The sequence below is a fragment of the Flavobacterium sp. 1355 genome (assembly GCF_017833415.1).
GTDB lineage: Bacteria > Bacteroidota > Bacteroidia > Flavobacteriales > Flavobacteriaceae > Flavobacterium.
In genome coordinates, this window is sequence record NZ_JAFICC010000023.1 from 1 (window position 1) to 21,030 (window position 21,030).

Here is a 21,030-nt window from a genome sequence, read left to right on the forward strand (position 1 = left end):
TATAAAAGAAAAACACCTGTAAAAAAAGTTCTTACAGGTGTTTAATTAAATATATTTGTCTAATAATCTGTATCGATTATTTAGGACTAGTCATTCCTTGGAAATGATTCTAGGTTTTGAGTACATGCTGTCAGGCTGAGCGGAGTCGAAGCCCGCAAAGCTACTCAGCAAATGCGCTTCGACTCCGCTCAGCCTGACAAATGAAAATATAATAAAATGTGGTTCTTATTATAAATAAAGTTCTCCACGCATTGTAATAATAGAAGAACCGCCAACCAGAACATCTTTTCCGCGATCCATTACTTCTATTACAGAAGGTTGGTTTAATTTGACACCCTGAAGAATTTTATATTCCTTATTAACCTGTGCATATCTGTTTTTTGTCAAAAAAGCAATTAGCGGACCAGCTGCTGTTCCTGTTGCAGGATCTTCTTCTATGCCAATTATAGGGTTAAAAAAGCGGGCTTCGACGATGTGATCCTGATTTTCATCTGAAACGGCAAAACAATAAAATCCCTCGAATTGATATTCTTTTGAGATTTCGATTAAGAGTTTACTGTCCGGAATGCATTCGTTGAGCAATTGGCTGTTTCTTACAGGAACCATTGTGTGCGAAACTTCAGTTTGTACCACAGTAGGGATCAACATATCGATTTCTAAATCCTCAATCTTAAAACCTAAAGCTATAGCGATTTTATAGGTTGGAACCTGATGTTTAATAACAGCTTGTTTTTGATGCATTTGCACAATCGGGTCTCCTGTAGCAGGATCGAAACTTACCGTTAGCGGAATCGGGGCATTTTTCATCATTACAAAACGATTGTTTTCGTCCTGATCCTGAAATATTGGCATTTTTTTTAATAAAGCTCCGGCAACTGCACCCAGTAAATTATGCCCGGCACCATCGATTTCAAAACCGATAGGAGTAAAGGAACGCACATTAAGCGCTTTTTGCGTATCTGAATAATAAACAAAAGAAGTTTCTGAATAGCCAAATTCCTTGGCAATATTTTGATAAACTTCTAATTCTAAATCGCCATCTGTAAATACAACTGACAAAGGATTTCCTTTGTAACTTGTATTTGAAAACACATCTAACACATAATATTCTAATGCTGTTCTTTCTTTCATAAATGGATTTTTCAGAATTACTTTAAACGAAGAAGAAAATCACAAATTTGCGATTGCTCTAATAATCCATAAAATTACTATAAATAACACAAAATAAAATTGTGTCCGATTAACTTTTTGGCTGCCAAATTTTCGAACCAGAAATCTTTCGAATAGTAAAAGTATAAAAACCGGAATTATAGTAAAAAGAATATAAATCCTAACCCATCCTGAGCAGAATTTCCGTTTATAAGAATGATAGCGTAAATGATTCCGCCAAAAATGTAGAAAATTCCTAAGATGAAAAACAGGGTTAGTTTTTTTAGAATATTTTTCATCTTAGTGAATTATTGGGTTATTTAAAAACCACTTTTTTTCCTGTCTTTGCAATTTTGACAATATGAAAAGGCTGGGTTATTATAGAAGTAAAATCTCCTTTTTTAAGCTGTTCTACTTTGACAATTATACTTCTGTCAGTTTGACTAATTTTTGTAATATCGATAGAATATCCTCCACTGTGGCGTACTTCATCAACAACGGCAATAACATAATACTTATTAAAATCAATATTAGTTTCGTTCAGTTGAGCTATTGAATAAGAGGTCAGATGATTTTTCAAAATAGTCCACTGATCATTATTTTTAATAACCAGATTTGCTTTGGGATTTTCGAAATTCCCGTTATAATGATTTCCCTGACCGATTACTGAAAATTCTACCTCTGATGCTTCTGAGTCATCACTGCTGCAACCTATTAATAAAAATAAAATGCTAAATAATAAAATAATCTGTTTCATGGTTTTAGTTTTTGGTTATAAATGCAACCCACTTTGTGTGATTTGTATTTATTAACAGATATACTTTTATCTAAAAGGTTGCGTTGGCTTTTTTTAATAATGTTTTGATTTTTAAACTAATATAAAAATATTTTTGCAAATTAAAAGACAAAAAAACACTTGCTTTTTTGATACTTGTAAAAGAACTAAAATTTAATTGACTACTTTTTGAAAGCAAATATTTTATAGCTTATTCCGAACGTCAAAGAATTGGTTTTACCATTTAGAGACGGTCCGGTGTAAGTATTGGTTTCATTATAACTGTTTACTTCAACATTTGCTAAAGTATTGGCTAGTCCTAAGCTGTATCTTAAGTCAAATCTAAAACGATTATATCCTCCCGTTACACCAAGGCCAACACCATAATTAATTTTAGAAGAATTTGATAAATCATTTTCATCCAGCAAATAAGGTAAATAATATTGCCCCGTAACATCTGCACCTTTTGATGGTGTAAGCGGATCTAGTAGTGATGCAAAAATACCTGCCTGTGGCCCTACGAAGAACTCATCTTCTTCAGGTTTTAAAATGTAATAGTTTAAATAAAGCCCAAAATTAAAATCAGCGTATTTATATTTTGATGTTTTTGCTTCACTAAAATCACCATCTACATATTTTACATCCAAATTATTTTGTTTGTAGCCAATTTCCAGTTGATAATTATAATTTTCATGATAGCCCATAAGCATATTTACCGATGCATAAAAACCAGGTTTACCTTCACTCAGTAAATCAGATGATTTTAAATCTGTCTGGTTAAAACCAGCTGCAATATAAAACCCCCTTGGAGCCTGACTGTATATAGATAAATTAAAAAAGAATATTGTAATAAGTATTGTTAGTTTTTTCATGTTTAAAATTTTATTTGCATTCAATGTAATCTGTGTCAGAAATGAAGGACAGTATTGTTCTGTTCTCCTCGTCGGCAACATCATATTTCTGAAGTTTTGACATTACTTCAGGACAGTCAGAAAAATGCTTTCTGATCATCGGAGCAATTTTTCCCCGCAGTTCTATGTTTTCATCAGATTTTCCTGATGTTACATCAATTTGATCTAGTATAGTTTCGCTATTATCAACAACATATAGTTCGTAAAATGTTTTTGAAGACATCATTCTGCCGGTAGAAGTAGATGATGTAACCGTTATAGCAACACCGATAAGTTTTTTGTCTTCTTTTTCTGCAAACACAAAATATACCTTAGCTCGTTTCTTTTGGTTTAAGTGAAATGATTTTAAGTAGCTAAGGCCCAAAAAAGCATAATCCAGATCTTCGAACTTGATATATTTTTCCCAGCTCTTTCCAACATTCACATAAGATATTCTCTTATCAATCAGTATCACCTCAGTAAGTTCATCCCTAACAAGTGACTTGTTTCCTTTTTTATCAACAATATAAGATGATTGCGCAAACGAACATGAACAAACAAAAAGAAGAATTAGTAATAACTTTTTCATTTTAATTCTCCGTTAAAGTTGCTGACGAATTCAGAGTAAAAATAGAAGGTGTGAAAATTACGTTGCAAAAAACAGCGGTAAGTTTTCCGTTTGATGATGACAGATAGACCAAGCCTTCTCTGGCAACAGAATATTCAATGTAATTGAAACTTATACAAACCTGATCCTTTTCCATAAATGAAGTTGGGCAATCCGGGCAAATTCTGTAAACTCCAGGTGTTGGACGATCTTCACTTGCAAATTCAATCGTAAGATCACCCTGTAAATTACCCGCCTTAATTTTGAAATTGGTATTGTAATTTGAAGTATATACTGAAAAAGTAAGCGGTGCAAAAGAACCACCCTCAAAGGTTATGGTATTTTTGTTTGGGTTGCATGGAATATTTGGAGCATTAATCTCAACAAGAGTTGAGGATTCTAGACTTTCACAAATCCCTTTGGTAGTTTTTAATTTGTATTCCCCAGCCATTGTAGCAGTAACATTTTCAATAATTGGATTCGGAATATTTGATTGAAAGTTGTTTGGTCCTGTCCAGACATAATTTAATTCAGGATTATCCTCAAAAGGAGTTTTTAGTTGTAATGTTCCACCCGGAACAAGCGGGGAATTGCTTGTTGTAGTGATATCAGGCAAATAACAGCTCACTGCTTCACTTGAGCAACTCGATAAAACACATACAAAAGCAAATAAAAAAAGTAAAGTTTTTTTCATAAAATTCTGGTATTACATTTGTTTTTGGTATAAAAAAGTGCTAAAGTATGGTTTTATTAAGGTTTTTATTGTTTTTATTTTGTGAAAAAAGTTGTTCTGCTAAAATTTTGAACTAACTATTTCATTTGGTTTCATTTGGAAATTTAATTTCAATTTTAAGAATAAGTTATTACCATCATTTCTTAGTTTTTCCAGATAAATTATTTGAAACTTTTACATTTCAAAAACATCGCTGTTAACAATTTTCTTGTAGTAATAAGTATATATTTGTGACAATTAAAAATTAAAACAAAGCCAAAATGAAAAATTTAAAAAGAATTATGTTTTTTGCGATTGCTATTTTTACATTAGCAATGTCAACGTCGTGTAGTAGTGATGATTCTAAGGATGACGAAAATGAAAACCCAACAACAGATTTTATCAAATTCAAGTACAAAGAAAAAGATTATACTTATGAATCAGAATTTTCTTCTTCTGAGAGTATAAATATTTCCGGAACGGAAGGAATTGATGATACGTATAAAAAAGTTTCTTTATGGTTGCCGTCAAGTCCAACCGTTGGGACTCATAATGTAGTTTTTGATTTGTCAAACCTTACCACAACTTATCAGGCAAGTTTTTCTTTTATGCCAGAACTTAATAATGCAAGTGCAACATCAGGAACAATCAACATTACTAAAGTTAATGCTGAAAGAATCGAAGGAACATTCAATTTTTCAGGAACTCAGGGTGATAAAACATTTACAGTTACCGAAGGCAGCTTTAGTGTAGAGAGATTCTAAAAGCTTTTTTAGCATAAAGTATGAGACAGCAGTAAGCAAAAGTTTACTGCTGTTTTTTTATATTCAAAAACCATTTCTTTTCTCCATTATTTTCTCCGAAATTTGCACCAGACACATTAAACAAACTCAAAATGGAATTCGGCAGAATCATAATTTCAGAAACCGCAGTAAACAGTAACAATCCTCAGGATATCATCAATTCTAACATTTCGGTAATTAACCTGATGCGTGAAGAAAAAATAGACGACGATTTGATTCACGAAGACGCATTAATGAGTTATTACTTAGATTATTATACTTCAAAATACACAGAAGGCAATTTCTCAAAATTTGTTTATGATTCCGGTTGGAACAAAGAACTGAATGAATTAATAGAAGAAGGCCTGGCATTGATTGGTGCCGAAAAACATTTGGCATTATTCCAGGAACAAAACAGAAAATTGCGTTTGCAAAGTTCTGTTAAACTCGGGAAGTTCCTAAAAGCTAAATTTGAAGGGCCAAATCCGTTTCGGGATTTACTCAATAATGATTTGTTTTTTGAACTGGATGAAAACCTGGCTGAATTAAATGCTGCCTTTCTAAAGTCTCATCCTGATACAGAAGTGCTTTCTGTAGATGAAATGTTTACTGCTCTGGAGGAATTTGTCGGGCATGAAATCAAGAGAGCATAATAACTACCTTAACTCCGTTTTATTATAGTATGCATATTGAACTTGCAGCTCTTTTATCAATTGATCTAATTCAATAAGTTTTGAATATTCTTTCACAAGCAAATCAGCTTTTTCAACTTCATGTCCGGGTGAAGTTATCATATCAGCATATGTTTTAAAGATGTCCATAGTATCCTGAGTATTAGAATACATTTCTAAAATAGTTTTTCTTAAACCATGGTCCTTAAATTCAACAAGTTCTTCAACAGGTTTTCTTCCTTCGGCTATTTTAATTTTTGTTTCTTCAATTAGTTGAAGGAACTCCTTTTTTGATTCAGGCTTTCCGAAATAAGTTCGGCTTTTCGCAAAAAAGTCTTCGTTAGTGTTGATCAAAATAGTGTGGGCCTTAACAATAGTATTGTTGTAACTTGTAATAGTTTGTTGGTTACAACTTGTAATAACCATTGAAAGAGATAGTAAAATCAGAAGTAATGTTTTTTTCATAATTGTAAATATTTAAACAAATATATATAAATAGCTTTAGGAGTTTAAAGTTGTATTGAATTTTGAACATTTTATTTATGAGGGATTCACAATAAAAATATAAAGAAGCATAGAAATTATACTATATTTTTAGAGATTCTCTGCAATCAGTTAGGCTAACGCTGTGAAAATCTTTTTTACCTGTAAGTTTGTCCCCAATCTTAACAAACATTTCCTTAAATTTGCTTCCATTATAAAAAAAATACAATAGTTACAAAAATCAAGCTATGTTACAAATCGCATTTATTAGAGAAAATCAGGAGAAAGTAATCAAGGCTTTGGCAAAACGAAATATCGATGCTAAAAGCGTTGTTGAAGAAGTGGTGCAATTAGATGAAAACCGTCGTGCTGCGCAGGTAGAATTAGACAATACTTTATCTGAATCTAATAAATTGTCCAAAGATATAGGGGAACTGATGAAAGCCGGAGAGAAGTCTAAAGCAGCAATCCTAAAAGAAAAAACAGTTTCATTAAAAGAAAAAAGCAAGGAATTGGGCGAAAAAGCAGAAGCTTTGGCTGTCGAATTAACAAACAAATTATACACATTACCAAATCTTCCGGCAAATATTGTTCCGGAAGGAAAAACACCGGATGATAACCTTAACGTTTTTCAGGAAGGCGATATTCCGGTTTTGCACGAAGGAGCACAACCGCACTGGGAACTGGTAAAGAAATACGATATTATAGATTTTGAATTAGGTGTAAAAATTACAGGCGCAGGATTTCCGGTTTATAAAGGAAAAGGTGCCCGTTTGCAGCGTGCTTTAATCAATTATTTTTTAGACAAAAATACAGCTGCAGGATATAATGAAGTTCAGGTACCGCATTTGGTAAACGAAGCTTCAGGTTACGGAACAGGACAATTACCGGATAAAGAAGGACAAATGTACCATTCTACTATAGATGACCTGTATCTGATTCCAACCGCTGAGGTTCCGGTTACAAATTTATTCCGCGATGTTATTTTAAACGAAAGCGAATTGCCTGTTTTACATACAGCTTACACACCATGTTTCCGTCGTGAAGCAGGTTCTTATGGAGCACACGTGAGAGGGTTAAACCGTTTACATCAATTTGATAAAGTAGAAATTGTACGTATCGAACATCCTGACAAGTCTTACGAAGCACTTGACGGAATGGTAGAACATGTAAAAAATATTCTTCAGGAATTGAAATTGCCATACCGTATTTTGCGTCTTTGTGGCGGAGATATGGGTTTCACTTCAGCTTTGACGTATGATTTTGAAGTATTTTCTACAGCACAGGATCGCTGGTTAGAAATTAGTTCAGTTTCTAACTTCGAAACGTTTCAGGCCAACCGCCTTAAATTACGTTTTAAAGACAAAGACGGAAAAAATCAATTGGCGCACACACTAAACGGAAGCTCATTGGCTTTGCCAAGAGTTTTAGCAGGAATTTTAGAAAATTACCAAACGCCGCAAGGAATCGTAATTCCAGAAGTTTTACGTCCTTATTGCGGATTTGATATTATAGATTAATTTTTATAGTAATTTAGAATAACCTAACAGGTTTTTAAACCTGTTAGGTTTCTTAATTGCGACTGAAACCACACCCGGAAAAAACTGAAATATGAAAAACATCTTTATCTATATCGTTTTGTTGTGGTCAGGCCTTATGTTTTCTCAAAATGAGCAATTGGCTCAATATTACTACGACAAAGGCGATTTCGAAAAAGCTAAAGTCAGTTACGAACAGCTTTTAAATGCTTCACCATCCAATACGCAGTATTTTTTACGAACAGTAGATTGCTATCAGCAGCTGCAGCAGTTTGATATAGCCCAAAAAGCAATTCAGGAAAGATATAACCGATATAAGCAAGGTGTTTTTCTGGTAGAATTAGGATACAACTTTCAACTGCAAAAAAACGATTCCAAAGCCAAAAATTATTACGATCAGGCAATAGAAAAAATAAAAACCAATCCAAATGATGTTTACGGTATCGCAAGCTCTTTTGAGAAAAAGGTTTTGTTAGAATACGCTTTAAAAGCGTATGAGACGGCGATGGGAATTCAGCCCAATTATAATTTTAATTTTCAGATCGGAATGCTGTATGGTCAGATCGGAAAGACTGATCAGATGATTGATCTTTTGTTGACAGAATCGTATCAAAATCCGCAAAATTCAAACCTGATTCAAACGCAGTTAGCTCGTTTTATGAATGGTGAAACAGATAATACCGCTTTTAAGGATGCCATGCGAAAAGCATTAATACTTAGAACGCAGAAAGATCAGGATGTCTTTTGGAATCATTACCTAAGCTGGTTTTATGTACAGCAAAAAGAATTTGGAAAAGCCTTCATTCAGGAAAAAGCCATTTACAAAAGAGAACCAGAATCGCTAATCAGTATAGTTAATCTTAGTCAGTTTGCATTAAATGAAGATGATACCGAAACAGCTGTAGAAATTTTAAATTTTATTCTTTCAAACACCCAAGACATAGATTTGCTGATTCAGACAAATGCACGTTTAATGGAAATTAAAATTGCTAAATCTCAGGAGAAAGACTACCCGGCAATAAACGCAGAATTGCAGCAATTGCTTACTACCTATGAAATCACTCCATTTAGCTTATCTTTGCAAATTATTCAGGCACACTTTCTGGCTTTTAATTTAAAAAAACCGGAAGAAGGCAAAGCAGTAATAAAAAAAGCATTAGATCTTAATCTCAATGAATACCAAAGAGCAGATGCCAAAATGGAACTCGGTGATATTTTGCTTTTGGAAGAAAAATTCAATCAGGCATTGATTTATTATTCCCAGATTCAGTTAGATCTTAAGAATGATATCATGTCGCATGAAGCAAGTTTAAAAGCAGCAAAAACAAGTTATTATAAAACTGATTTTGAATGGGCTTTAAAACAATTCAAAGAATTAAAGTCAGCCAACACGCAATTGATTGCCAATGATGCCCTGGAATATTTTTTACTGATTAATGATAATACAGTTGCAGACTCCACGCAAACAGCGCTAAAGCAATTTGCAAAAGGAGATTTTCTGATTTACCAAAATAAGAAACCCGAAGCTATTGCCCAGTTTCAGAATATTTTGAAGAATTTTAAAGGACAGGAAATAGAAGCTGTAACAATGTTGCGTTTAGGTAAAATATATGAAAGCCTGAAAGATTATAGTTCGGCTTTGAGCCAATACCAACAGATAATCGATAATCACAGCGACGGAATTTATGTAGATGAAGCACTGTTTTTTTCGGCAGAAATTTATAACGACGAATTAAAAGACACAGAAAAGGCAAAACCTTTATATGAAAAAGTAATTTTTAACCATCAGGATAGTATCTATTTTGTTGATGCCAGAAAAAAATACCGAGAGTTGAGAGGAGACAAGAATTTATAATTCAGATTTAGAGTTAAGATTTTTTATAGGAATCTAAAATCTTAACTCTAAAATCAAAAATCAAAAAAAATGATTATTTACAACGTTACCACCAATATACATGAAAGCGTTCATGACCAATGGTTAAAATGGATGCAGGAAAAACATATCCCTGAAATCTTAGCAACCCAAAAATTTTCATCTGCGAGAATTGTAAAAGTCTTAGTGGAAGAAGAAATGGGAGGAATTACCTATTCTGTACAATACACAACAGATAATAAAGGTATTTTGGAGAAATATTATCTTGAGGATCAACCGAAATTTGACAGAGAAGCTTTGGAATTATTTGCAGATAAAATGCTTTCATTTAGAACAGAACTGGAAGTTATATCAGAACATTAATTTAGCTACAACGCAGGTTTTCCAGTTTTCATTAAAAATAGTATGAAAATTTGATTTCAAACAAAAGAAGAAAGTAGCTTTGTGCCTTTGAGCCTTCGCGGCAAATAAAACATATAATGGAAAAAGTAAAAGCCAAAAAACATTTAGGACAGCATTTCCTTAAAGACGAAAGCATAGCAAAAGCAATTGCAGACACTTTGAGCTTAAAAGGATATGAAGAGGTTTTAGAAATAGGACCGGGGATGGGTGTGCTTACTAAATATTTGCTTGATAAGCCAATTAATACACACGTAATCGAAATTGATACCGAATCTGTAGCATATTTGGGCGAAAATTATCCGAAATTAAAAGATCAGATTATCTCTAAGGATTTTCTGAAATACAATATAAATGAAGTGTATGAAAACAAACAATTCGCAATTATTGGAAATTTTCCATATAATATTTCGACACAGATTGTTTTCAGGACTTTAGAGTTTAAACACCAGATTCCCGAATTTTCGGGAATGTTTCAAAAAGAAGTAGCAGAACGAATCTGCGAGAAAAAAGGCTCAAAAGCTTACGGAATCTTATCCGTTTTGGCTCAGGCTTTCTATGATACAGAGTATTTGTTTACTGTTGACGAAAATGTTTTTATTCCTCCGCCCAAGGTCAAGTCGGGTGTGATGAAAATGACCCGAAAGGAAGATTACAGTCTTCCTTGTGGTGAAAAGTTATTTTTTACAGTTGTAAAAACTGCTTTTCAGCAAAGACGAAAAACATTACGTAACAGTTTGAAAACATTAAATTTATCAGATAAATTGCGAGAAGACACTATCTTTGATCTTCGACCGGAGCAACTTAGCGTTGATGAATTTATTGTTTTGACTCAAAAAATAGAAGCCGATGGAGTTCAAAGTTAGCAAAGAATTAATCCAGCAGTTAGAAGAGCATATCGTTAAGAGAAACGACAAAGAACTTGAAGTTTTACTTAATGACCTGCACCACGCCGATATCGCCGAAATCCTTGATGAACTGGATTTTGACGAAGCAACCTACATTTTTAAAGTTTTAGATAGTGATAAAACCGCCGAAATTCTTCTTGAATTAGAAGATGATTTGCGTGAGAATATCTTAAGCCGACTTTCACCAAAAGAAATCGCCGAAGAGCTTGATGAGCTTGAAACCAATGATGCTGCCGATATTATCGCAGAACTTTCGCAGGAAATAAAAGCAGAAGTAATCTCGGAGTTAAATGACGTTGAGCACGCAAAAGATATCGTTGAATTATTGCGTTACGATGAAAATTCGGCCGGGGGTCTGATGGGAAAGGAGCTGGTAAAAGTGAATGAGAACTGGAATGTACTTACTTGCGTAAAAGAAATGCGGATTCAGGCAGAAAACGTATCGAGAGTACATTCTATATATGTTGTTGATGATGAAAACCGCTTAAAAGGAAGATTGTCATTAAAAGATTTACTGACATCTTCAACAAAAACACAAATTGGAGACGTCTATATTCGTAAATTAAATTTTGTAAATGTAGATACCGAAGATGTTGAGGTAGCACGTATCATGCAAAAATACGATTTGGAAGCTATTCCTGTTGTAGATGAGCTAGGACGTTTGGTTGGAAGAATTACCATTGACGATATCGTAGACGTAATCAAGGATGAAGCCGATAAGGATTACCAGTTAGCGGCCGGTATTACACAGGATATTGAAACTAATGACAGCGTTCTGGAATTGACAAAAGCGCGTTTGCCATGGCTTTTAATAGGAATGGTGATTGAAATTGTAGCTTCTTTTGTTTTGAAAGACAATGAAACAGCTTTTCAAAAATATTCAACCTTAATTATTTTTGTGCCTTTACTTTCGGCTACTGCCGGAAACATAGGTGTTCAAGCATCGGCAATCGTAGTTCAGGGTTTAGCAAACGGAACTTTAAAAGAGTTTAGCCGAAGTTATTTTAGTAAAGAAATTACCGTATCGATGATTTCGGGAAGTATTATTTCATTACTTCTCTTAGGATACCATTCACTAATGTATGGTCAGTATTTAGTGGGAGTGGCGATTTCAATTTCGATGATTGTTGTGATATTGTTTGCCGCAACTTTAGGAACTTTAGTGCCGCTTTTTCTTCATAAAAATAAAATAGATCCGGCAATTGCGACGGGTCCTTTTATAACAACTACCAATGACGTTTTTGGAATTATGCTTTATTTCGGAGTAGCAAAAATGATTCTCGGGTTTTAGATTTTTGGCACAAATTCATTTGTTATAGTGATTTAAAATCTATAAAATCTCTGTAATTTGTGACGGGAAAATATGCTGTTAATCAGCCTAAAATAAATTAAAACCAACCAAGATGAAAGTACACATTATTGGAGGAGGAAACCTTGGCGTTTCTATAGCCCTGGGAATTGTAAAGTTCTCGAAAAACAATCAGGTCACAGTCACAAGAAGAAATACAGCCAGTATTCAATATTTGACAGAATACGGAATTACAGTATCTTCAGATAATAAACATAACATTCAGGAAGCTGATGTGGTAATTTTAACCATTAAACCTTATCAGGTAGATACGGTTTTTGCCGAAATTTTGCCCGTAATCAAAAACAAAACAATTGCTTCTGCGGTAAGTGGATTATCTTTGGATATGCTGCAAGCCAAAACAAATAACGAATATCCCGTAGTCCGCATTATGCCAAACATTGCAGCCCAGTTTGGAGAATCGGCAACTTGTATTTCTTTTCCTGAAAAAGACAGAGAAAAAGCATTGCCAATTGTTGACTTATTTCAGGATTTAGGAACTGCTCCGGTAATCGATGAAAAATTGATGGATGCAGCGACAGTTTTGGGTGCATGTGGTACTGCATATGCATTGCGTTACATTCGTGCCTCTATGCAGGCAGGAATTGAGATTGGTTTCGATTCTAACACCGCTTTGGCAATCGCTGCCCAAACTGTAAAGGGTGCCGCAAAAATGCTGTTAGAAGAAAAAGTACATCCGGAACAATTAATCGACCGCGTTACAACACCGCAAGGCTGTACAATTGTTGGTCTGAACGAAATGGAACATAATGGTTTCAGTTCGTCTTTAATCAAAGGAATTAAAACTTCTTTGAAACAGATTAAGGGTTAGAATTATTAAAATTCCAAAATATGAAAATTCCAAATTCCAATTTTTAAGTTGAGATTTGGAATTTTTGTTTTGAGATTATCTGTTTTTCTTACTATTGTCAATCTGAGCGAAGTCGAAGACCTCTTTACATTGATAGTCCCTGTTTGAAGGTAATAGATAATTGTTTTAGACTTAATTTTTTTTGAACTAAATTACATCTTCAGTTAATTTGATTTCCTCCCAATTATCACCAATTTCAGTATAATAATTAACTATTTCAATGAATTGCTGATTTTGTTGTTCTGTAAATTCTATTATATTTTCTGCATATAAATCCAAATCCTGAATCCATTTTTTTGGTTGTTTATCAAGATGAAGTTCTCTAAGTTGTTCTTCTAATTTATCTTTTCCAAACCATTGATAAAGAGCTTCTGGAATTGGGTTTTCTAAGAATTCAGTTACTTCTAGTTCTCTTTTCCAAAAACCATAACTGTCTATAATTTCTCCATTCAATATTTTTATAATTCCTGCAGGGCCTAAATTGAAATCGAGAGAACTGCCTATAGCTGTAAAATATTTTCCGGGGTATTTTAAAGATATATCTTGAATTGCCCAATATGGCAAATATTTGCGTCTTTCGTAAGTGAAAAATAATACTTTGGTTTCGTCACTACAAAGTTTAAATTTTGCAAATGAAAGCCCATTATGAAAGTAACTATTAGCATCAGATTGATACAATTCTAAAGTAATTTCTCGCTCTTCATTTTGTATATTCTCTACAATTATAATTATTTGTGTGTCCCAGCCCATCTTAATTAAGATTAATTTCAATATATAAAATTAAGGATTTTTATTACAAAAAAAACATTTATTTGTCTTTAGAATTTTGTTGCGAAATATCTAGCCTGTAAAACTCTGAGGAACGAAGAATCACACAAGAAATTCTGCGTAGTAATTTTCCAATCTTTGGCGATTTATGTGTGTGATCCTTCCTCCGTCAGGATGACAAGTTTGCGAATAATTGGAAATTTTATTTTTATTTAAACTTTCTTTCTCGTCAAAATATACCTCAAATAAACAAATCCAAAAATTCCCGCAAGAGCAGAAGCGATCAGAATTGCAATTTTTGAGAATACAATTATTTCGGGATTTTGGAAAGCTAATATGGTAATGAAAATGGACATCGTAAAACCAATGCCGCCCAACATTCCAGCGCCCAGGATATGTGTCCATTTCAGACTTTTAGGTAGACTGCAAATTCCCGCATTGACTCCTATGAATGAAAAAAGCAAGATACCGATTGGTTTCCCGACTACCAAACCAAGAATAATCCCAAATGCATTAGGATGATTTAAGCCCGTATGCCAATCTGATTTTATTGCTATACATGTATTTGCAATTGCAAAAAGCGGAAGAATGAATAAGGCAACAGGTTTGTGTAAAAAGTGTTGTAATCGATATGAAGTTGATTTTTTTCCGCCATCCCCAAACGGAATAACAAAAGCTAAAATTACCCCTGTAATTGTTGCATGAACACCAGAATTTAGCATAAAATACCACATTGCAATTCCGCCAATTAAATACGGAATGATATTGTAAACTTTTTTTCGGTTCAAAATAAAAAGAAATCCCCAAATTCCTAAAGCAATAGCAAGATTTAGGAATGAGATTGAAGTGGTGTAAAAAACAGCAATTACAATTATAGCACCCAAATCATCTATAACAGCAAGTGCAGTTAAAAATATTTTTAATGATGTGGGAACTTTATTTCCTAATAAGGATAAAATACCAATTGCAAAAGCAATATCTGTAGCCATTGGTATTCCAGCTCCATTTTGCGTTGCTGTTCCGTAATTTAAAGCCAGAAATATTGACGCCGGAATAAACATTCCGCCAAATGCTGCCATTATAGGCAATGCTGCATTTTTTATATTCGATAATTCTCCATGGTAAATTTCACGTTCTAATTCTAACCCAATTAATAAAAAGAAAATAGTCATCAAACCATCATTTATCCAATGTGTGATTGAATGTCCCCCTAAATCTTTTTCCCAAAATGAAATATAAGGTGCTTGAAAAGAAGAATTTGCCAGGAGAAGTGACAGTATTGTTACAAACAATAAGATAATTCCTCCGGATTTTTCATTTTCAAAAAAAGCTTTAAAAGTTTTGGTCATTTTCATTGTAGAATGATTCTGCAGATTTATAAGTTATGCGATTTATCCAAGTATGCGGTTATCTTCAAAGTTAAAAAAAATATGTTCAATAAAAAATTTACTACATTTTGTTTGATTTGAAGTTGATTTTTCAAATTCAATACTAAAGAATAAGGTGTATTTTTGTTTCACATTAAATGAAAAAAAATGAGCGCTAAAATTTTACATATAGACAGTAACCATCCAATTCTTTGGGGACAGCTGGAAGAAGCAGGTTTTGAAAATCACGCGGATTTTAAATCGAGCAAAGAAGAAATAGAAGCCAAAATTCAGGATTATAACGGAATTGTAATTCGAAGCCGTTTTAAAATAGACAAGGCTTTTTTGGATAAAGCTGTCAATTTGCAGTTTATTGCCAGAGTTGGAGCAGGCCTGGAAAGTATTGATTGTGAGTATGCAGAAAGTAAGGGAGTCAGTCTGATAGCGGCACCTGAAGGTAATCGCAACGCTGTTGCAGAACATACACTTGGCGTAATTTTATCATTATTTAATAATCTGAATCAGGCCGACGCCGAAATAAAAGCCGGACACTGGAACCGGGAAAGTAATCGTGGACATGAGCTGGATTTAAAAACTGTCGGAATTATAGGGTACGGAAATATGGGTAAAGCTTTTGCGAAAAAACTACGTGGTTTTGAGACGAAGGTTTTATGTTATGATATTTTGGATCGTGTAGGAGATGAAAATGCCCAACAGGTTTCCTTAGAGGAATTACAAAAAAAGGCAGATGTATTAAGTTTACATCTTCCCTGGACACCCGAAACAGACAAAATGGTAAATGCCGATTTTATAAATGCATTTTCAAAGCCATTTTGGATTATAAATACTTCTCGTGGTAAAAATATTGTCACAGCAGATTTAGTCGAAGCCATGAAGTCTAAAAAGATTCTGGGGGCAGGATTGGATGTTCTTGAGTATGAAAAACTATCTTTTGAAACCCTTTTTCAGGACAAAAATACCCCTGAAGCGTTTCAGTATTTACTGGAAGCCAAAAATGTTTTATTAACTCCTCACATTGCAGGATGGACGTTTGAAAGCCATGAACGACTGGCTCAGGTAATTGTAGATAAAATTAAAGCGCTTTATGAAATTTCTTAACGTTTGTTTTAGATTTTAATAACGAGCCTTTTCTTCTAAATATAATAATGATAATTAGTTTTATTTGTTAATTTTTAATAATATTGCTCCTGAATTTTAAGAATGAATCTAAATAAAGACAAGTTTTAGAATTGAGAGGGAGTAACCGAAAATCCGAAAGAGTAGGAATCAACTAACTAATTATTATTATGATTGAATGGTACAAAAAGGTGGTTTTTGAAAATTATGCAAATTTTAAAGGCCGTGCAAGAAGAAGCGAATATTGGTATTTTGCACTTGCTAATGGTTTAATTTCTATTTTATTAGTAGTTATAGGAGTTATAATCGGAAGTGTTTTTGGAGATGCACTTACGGGAGGAATTATCGGTTATGTTCTTTTTGGTCTTTATGCTTTAGCTACGCTTCTTCCTGGTTTGGGAGTAGTTGTAAGAAGATTGCATGATGTTGGAAAAAGCGGTTGGTTTTATTTAGTTGCTTTTATTCCGTTTATTGGTGGAATCTGGATTTTAATCTTATTCTGTACAGAAGGTAATCGTGGTCCAAATCAATACGGTCCGGATCCTAAAAATGAGATAGAAGAGATCAATGAAATTGGAAAAGTTGAATTACAATAAATATATATAAACTATGGAAACTACAAAACCAGAATCGTGGAATACTCCACAAGCACCAAGAGAAGAAAATAAAAAAGTTGTTGCAGGAATTCTTGCTATTTTATTAGGAGGACTTGGAGTGCATAAATTTATCCTAGGATATACACAAGAAGGAATTATTCAGCTTGTTATCAGTATTGTTAGCTGTGGAACAATTGGCGGAATTATTGGTCTTATCGAAGGTATTATATACCTGACAAAAACAGACGAAGAGTTTTACCAGACGTACCAGGTTGGTAAGAAAGGCTGGTTCTAAATAGTATAAATCCCATTCGAAAGAATGGGATTTTTTTTTAAGAAATATTCAAAAAAAGTAGGAATTAAAAATAATAATAAATTTATGATTGAATGCTATAAAAAAGTAGTATTTGAAAACTATGCAAATTTTAATGGCAGGGCTAGAAGAAGTGAATATTGGTATTATAATTTGGTAAGTATAATAATATCTATCATTTTGGCAATAGTAGATTATTTTACTGGATCTGTAATTGGAGCCGGCGACCTAGGTATTCTTAGGGGGTTATACAGTCTTTTAGTATTATTACCGGGTCTTGCTGTAATGATAAGAAGATTGCACGATATCGGAAAAAGCGGTTGGTTTATCTTGGTTTTATTTATTCCTATAGCCGGAATAATTTGGTTTGTTATTTCACTTTGTACAGAAGGAGATAGTGGTTCAAACCAATACGGTGCTGATCCTAAAGATGAGTTTGATGAAATGGAAGAAATCGGCAAAGAATTAGTCTAATAATAGTTTTAATTTTTTTTGGAAATGCTTTAAAGACTTTTTCTATTATAAAAACAACTTTTAGAGGCATAATTTCTTTTTTGGATATATGATCTTGCATTTTAATTTAATTAAAATTATTATGTTTGAAATGTACAAAAAAGTAGTTTTTGAAAACTACGCAAATTTTAATGGAAGAGCCAGAAGACAAGAATATTGGATGTTCTTTTTAGTTAATTTTATCATTGCTTTTGTTCTTGGTTTTATTGCGGGATTAATTTCTCCTAAATTAGCATTAATTGGAAATATCTACAGTCTGGCAGTCTTAATCCCGGGAATTGCTGTTGCTGTAAGAAGAGTACATGATGTTGGAAAAAGCGGTTGGTTTATTCTTATTCCGATATACAATATAATATTAATGTGTACTGAAGGAGAAAAAGGACCAAATGAATACGGTGCAGATCCTAAAAATCAACTTGAAGAAATCAACCAGATAGGACAGGAATAAATAGATTCTTTAAAAAAAAATTGTAATAAAAAACCCGTTTCATCCGAAACGGGTTTTGTTTTATATCAGCTTTATTTAATCTTCTTTCTCAGATAATTTACGCTCTAATTCTATTTGAAATTCCTCTATAACAGGTTTCATTGTGCTTTCAGGTATATCTGCGATTCTAATGTACATTAAACCATCTATGGCATTATTAAATAAAGGATCTACATTAAAAGCAACTACACGCGCATTTTGTTTGATATACTTTTTAATTAAAACCGGTAAACGTAAATTTCCTGGTTCCAGCTCATCAATAATTTTATCAAATTTGTTTAAGTCAGATTCAGCCTCATCAAAAATGAAATCCTTATCAGCATCTTTCAGTTTTACTTTATAGGCTTTTTTCGGGTGAATATATTGCGCAATGTACGGATCATAATAGTTAGATTTCATAAATTCAATCATTAACGATTTCGAAAAATCAGAAAATTGATTGCTGATACTCACACCGCCCAATAAATATTTGTGTTCAGGATAACGTAAAGTCGTATGAATAATACCTTTCCACAACAAAAATAAAGGCATTGGTTTTTGCTGGAAATCCTTCACGATAAAAGCACGTCCCATTTCGATCGATTTGTGCATCATATCGTGTAATTCAGGCTCAAATCTAAAAAGATCATTTAGGTAAAAACCTTCAAGACCGTATTTCGGATAAATTTCAGAACCCAATCCCATACGATACGCGCCTGCAATACGTTTTGTGTCATCATCCCACAAAAACATATGGTGATAATATTGGTCAAATTTATCTAAATCTATAGATTCATTTGTTCCTTCGCCTACTTCGCGGAAAGTAATTTCGCGTAAACGGCCAATTTCATGAAGAATATTCGGAATTTCTTTTGCTCTCGCAAAAAAGACCTCGTAGTTTTTACTTTGCAATAAGCGGCAATCGCTGTTTCTTAAAGCATTAACTTCATCAATCATTTTTAATTCGTTTGCAGGCGTAACGATTTTTTTAGGTGCTTTTGGTATTTTCAGACTCGCTGTGTCAATCAATTTTGTATCCTTTTCAAAAGGATTTGCAAGCATATAAGTTTTCTTTCTTAAGAATTCTGAATATTCTTCAAAAGATTCAATTTCATTTTGTTCATTGACAGAAATCGGCTTACCGATACGTACTTTAATTACACGATCTTTTTGTGTAAGCAATTCAGATGGCAGCTTTGCTGTACGCAGTGTATCATCAATTTTTGAAAGCCAATAAAATAATCTGCTGTTTTTTGCGTGAAAATAAATCGGTACAACAGGAACTTTTGCTTTTCTGATTAATTTCAGAGCGCCTTCTTCCCATGGTTTGTCCACTACTAATTTTCCATCTTTATAAGTCGAAACCTCACCGGCAGGAAAGATTCCTAAAGGTTTACCATCACTCAAATGGCGTAAAGTTTCCTTAATTCCAACCACACTTGATTTTGCATCCTTATGATTTTCAAAAGGATTAACCGGCATAATGTATTTTTTTAACGGAACAATTCGGTGTAATAAGAAGTTGGCGATAATCTTGAAATTTGGTTCTCTTTCAAGCATTAATTTCAATAGCAAAATGCCGTCAATCCCTCCAAGCGGATGGTTTGAAATGGTAATATAAGCGCCATCTTTAGGCAAACGTTTTAAATCTTCTTCCGGAATTTCGAATTTAATTTCCATTTCATCCAGAATTCCATTTAAAAACGCAACGTCCTCTAAATGTTTATTATGGTCATAAATCTTGTTCAGGGTAGATATCTTAAGAACCTTCATAAGCATCCAGCCCGAAAAAGTACCCAGTACTCCGTACTTGTCAACATTTATTGCCTTTGCAACTTCTTTCGCGGTAACTAAACCCATGTACTATTTTTAATTTATTAGAGCAGCGAACAAAGATAACAAAAAACTCTACTTTTTGTAGTTTCAAACATAAACTTTCCACTTTTTTATTACATTTGAAATCCTAAAAAAAAACTGTAATGAAAATTATTTCTTATAATGTAAACGGAATCAGAGCCGCAATTTCAAAAGGATTTATCGAATGGTTAAGAGTTTCAAACCCTGATGTAATTTGTCTTCAGGAAATAAAAGCCACGCAGGAGCAAATTCCGACAGATGCAATTACTGATGCCGGGTACCCATATCAATATTATTATCCTGCTACAAAGAAAGGATATAGCGGTGTCGCTATATTATCAAAAATAAAACCCAACAATGTGGTTTACGGAACTGGAATTCACCACATGGATTTTGAAGGACGTAACCTTCGTGCCGATTTTGATGACTGTTCTGTGATGAGCCTGTATCTTCCCTCTGGAACAAATATTGAAAGACTAGATCATAAATTTATGTTTATGGATGATTTTCAGGCGTATATAAGCGAGCTAAAACTTACAATCCCAAACCTGATCATTTGCGGAGATTATAATATTTGCCACGAAGCTATAGATATTCATGATCCTGTTCGTAACAAAACGGTTTCAGGGTTCCTGCCTCAGGAACGCGCCTGGCTGGATGCTTTTATGAAATCTGGATTTATTGACAGCTTCCGTCATTTCAATAAAGATCCTCATCATTATTCGTGGTGGAGCTATCGCGCAGGTGCGAGAGGAAACAATAAAGGATGGCGTATAGATTATAACCTGGTAAGCGATTCTATGCAGCACCGGTTAAAGCGCGCTGTTATTTTGCCAGATGCAGTACATTCTGACCATTGTCCTGTTTTGGTTGAGATTGAGTAATTTTTGGTATTGTTATTGTTGAAAGAAAAGCAGTTTTGAATTCCATCTAAACTAACTAAAGATTAGTGCGAATTTGAATCTTGGAAAAAAATATTAAACGCCCCAAATAAAAACAACTAGTAA

The 21,030-nt window shown here is 33.5% G+C and carries 24 protein-coding genes; 14 read left to right on the plus strand and 10 right to left on the minus strand.

Translation table 11 applies throughout. The annotated features are described in order from the left end of the window. Positions 1–228: 228 nt before the first annotated feature. The 6 genes from JOD96_RS21650 to JOD96_RS21675 all read right to left on the minus strand — a co-directional run bounded on the left by JOD96_RS21650 (position 229) and on the right by JOD96_RS21675 (position 4,115). Positions 229–1,131, minus strand: coding sequence for a PhzF family phenazine biosynthesis protein (locus tag JOD96_RS21650; RefSeq protein ID WP_209566323.1), 903 nt, complete (start codon positions 1,129–1,131; stop codon positions 229–231). Between the two features lie 176 nt (positions 1,132–1,307). After that, complete coding sequence (locus JOD96_RS21655) at positions 1,308–1,448, minus strand: hypothetical protein (RefSeq protein ID WP_209566324.1); 141 nt, start codon at positions 1,446–1,448, stop codon at positions 1,308–1,310. Between the two features lie 17 nt (positions 1,449–1,465). Further along, complete coding sequence (locus JOD96_RS21660) at positions 1,466–1,906, minus strand: protease complex subunit PrcB family protein (RefSeq protein ID WP_209566325.1); 441 nt, start codon at positions 1,904–1,906, stop codon at positions 1,466–1,468. A 200-nt stretch (positions 1,907–2,106) separates the two neighbouring features. Further along, positions 2,107–2,796: an outer membrane beta-barrel protein gene (locus JOD96_RS21665; RefSeq protein ID WP_209566326.1), complete on the minus strand. Its 690-nt coding sequence runs from the start codon at positions 2,794–2,796 to the stop codon at positions 2,107–2,109. 10 nt (positions 2,797–2,806) lie between these two features. Continuing rightward, the gene (locus JOD96_RS21670; RefSeq protein WP_209566327.1) at positions 2,807–3,403 is read right to left on the minus strand and encodes a hypothetical protein; all 597 of its coding nucleotides are present in this window, start codon (positions 3,401–3,403) and stop codon (positions 2,807–2,809) included. 1 nt (position 3,404) lies between these two features. Further along, positions 3,405–4,115, minus strand: coding sequence for a hypothetical protein (locus tag JOD96_RS21675; protein WP_209566328.1), 711 nt, complete (start codon positions 4,113–4,115; stop codon positions 3,405–3,407). 299 nt (positions 4,116–4,414) lie between these two features. Between JOD96_RS21675 and JOD96_RS21680 the strand changes: the two genes are divergently transcribed. Both JOD96_RS21680 and JOD96_RS21685 read left to right on the plus strand, forming a co-directional pair. After that, positions 4,415–4,897, plus strand: coding sequence for a DUF6252 family protein (locus tag JOD96_RS21680; RefSeq protein ID WP_209566329.1), 483 nt, complete (start codon positions 4,415–4,417; stop codon positions 4,895–4,897). A 131-nt stretch (positions 4,898–5,028) separates the two neighbouring features. Continuing rightward, a complete protein-coding gene (locus JOD96_RS21685; protein ID WP_209566330.1) occupies positions 5,029–5,568 on the plus strand; it encodes a hypothetical protein in 540 nt (179 codons plus the stop codon). A gap of 3 nt (positions 5,569–5,571) precedes the next feature. Here JOD96_RS21685 and JOD96_RS21690 read toward each other — a convergent pair whose 3' ends face one another. Beyond that, complete coding sequence (locus JOD96_RS21690) at positions 5,572–6,051, minus strand: hypothetical protein (RefSeq protein WP_209566331.1); 480 nt, start codon at positions 6,049–6,051, stop codon at positions 5,572–5,574. 266 nt (positions 6,052–6,317) lie between these two features. Here JOD96_RS21690 and serS point away from each other — a divergent pair, with 266 nt between their 5' ends. The 6 genes from serS to proC all read left to right on the plus strand — a co-directional run bounded on the left by serS (position 6,318) and on the right by proC (position 12,967). Continuing rightward, positions 6,318–7,589, plus strand: a complete 1,272-nt coding sequence (serS, locus tag JOD96_RS21695) for a serine--tRNA ligase (protein WP_209566332.1) — start codon at positions 6,318–6,320, stop codon at positions 7,587–7,589. 91 nt (positions 7,590–7,680) lie between these two features. Then, entirely contained in the window at positions 7,681–9,462 is a 1,782-nt protein-coding gene (locus tag JOD96_RS21700; RefSeq protein WP_209566333.1) for a tetratricopeptide repeat protein, read from the plus strand. A gap of 69 nt (positions 9,463–9,531) precedes the next feature. Continuing rightward, on the plus strand, positions 9,532–9,843 hold the full coding sequence (locus tag JOD96_RS21705; protein ID WP_209566334.1) for a DUF4286 family protein: 312 nt from the start codon (positions 9,532–9,534) through the stop codon (positions 9,841–9,843). Between the two features lie 116 nt (positions 9,844–9,959). Then, positions 9,960–10,745 carry a 16S rRNA (adenine(1518)-N(6)/adenine(1519)-N(6))-dimethyltransferase RsmA gene (gene rsmA, locus JOD96_RS21710; RefSeq protein ID WP_209566335.1) on the plus strand — a complete coding sequence of 262 codons (786 nt, stop codon included), beginning with the start codon at positions 9,960–9,962 and terminating at the stop codon, positions 10,743–10,745. Continuing rightward, complete coding sequence (mgtE, locus tag JOD96_RS21715; RefSeq protein ID WP_209566336.1) at positions 10,729–12,078, plus strand: magnesium transporter; 1,350 nt, start codon at positions 10,729–10,731, stop codon at positions 12,076–12,078. The genes rsmA and mgtE overlap by 17 nt, the downstream gene beginning before the upstream one ends. Before the next feature lie 112 nt (positions 12,079–12,190). Further along, positions 12,191–12,967, plus strand: a complete 777-nt coding sequence (gene proC, locus JOD96_RS21720; RefSeq protein ID WP_209566337.1) for a pyrroline-5-carboxylate reductase — start codon at positions 12,191–12,193, stop codon at positions 12,965–12,967. A 186-nt stretch (positions 12,968–13,153) separates the two neighbouring features. Here the strand turns inward: proC and JOD96_RS21725 are convergent, their stop codons facing one another. Both JOD96_RS21725 and nhaA read right to left on the minus strand, forming a co-directional pair. After that, entirely contained in the window at positions 13,154–13,777 is a 624-nt protein-coding gene (locus tag JOD96_RS21725) for a hypothetical protein (protein WP_209566338.1), read from the minus strand. Between the two features lie 209 nt (positions 13,778–13,986). Beyond that, a complete protein-coding gene (gene nhaA / locus JOD96_RS21730) occupies positions 13,987–15,129 on the minus strand; it encodes a Na+/H+ antiporter NhaA (protein ID WP_209566339.1) in 1,143 nt (380 codons plus the stop codon). 180 nt (positions 15,130–15,309) lie between these two features. Between nhaA and JOD96_RS21735 the strand changes: the two genes are divergently transcribed. The 5 genes from JOD96_RS21735 (at position 15,310) to JOD96_RS21755 (ending at position 18,148) form a co-directional block, all read left to right on the plus strand. Beyond that, entirely contained in the window at positions 15,310–16,260 is a 951-nt protein-coding gene (locus tag JOD96_RS21735; RefSeq protein ID WP_209566340.1) for a 2-hydroxyacid dehydrogenase, read from the plus strand. A 188-nt stretch (positions 16,261–16,448) separates the two neighbouring features. Further along, positions 16,449–16,874, plus strand: coding sequence for a DUF805 domain-containing protein (locus tag JOD96_RS21740; RefSeq protein WP_209566341.1), 426 nt, complete (start codon positions 16,449–16,451; stop codon positions 16,872–16,874). Between the two features lie 13 nt (positions 16,875–16,887). Continuing rightward, positions 16,888–17,169: a TM2 domain-containing protein gene (locus tag JOD96_RS21745; protein ID WP_209566342.1), complete on the plus strand. Its 282-nt coding sequence runs from the start codon at positions 16,888–16,890 to the stop codon at positions 17,167–17,169. Positions 17,170–17,193: 24 nt separating this feature from the next. Further along, a complete protein-coding gene (locus tag JOD96_RS21750) occupies positions 17,194–17,661 on the plus strand; it encodes a DUF805 domain-containing protein (RefSeq protein ID WP_317195317.1) in 468 nt (155 codons plus the stop codon). A gap of 121 nt (positions 17,662–17,782) precedes the next feature. Continuing rightward, positions 17,783–18,148, plus strand: a complete 366-nt coding sequence (locus tag JOD96_RS21755; RefSeq protein WP_209566343.1) for a DUF805 domain-containing protein — start codon at positions 17,783–17,785, stop codon at positions 18,146–18,148. 75 nt (positions 18,149–18,223) lie between these two features. Here JOD96_RS21755 and JOD96_RS21760 read toward each other — a convergent pair whose 3' ends face one another. Next, positions 18,224–20,026, minus strand: coding sequence for a GNAT family N-acyltransferase (locus JOD96_RS21760; protein ID WP_209566344.1), 1,803 nt, complete (start codon positions 20,024–20,026; stop codon positions 18,224–18,226). 119 nt (positions 20,027–20,145) lie between these two features. Between JOD96_RS21760 and JOD96_RS21765 the strand changes: the two genes are divergently transcribed. Further along, on the plus strand, positions 20,146–20,907 hold the full coding sequence (locus tag JOD96_RS21765; protein WP_209566345.1) for an exodeoxyribonuclease III: 762 nt from the start codon (positions 20,146–20,148) through the stop codon (positions 20,905–20,907). Positions 20,908–21,030 lie beyond the last annotated feature (123 nt).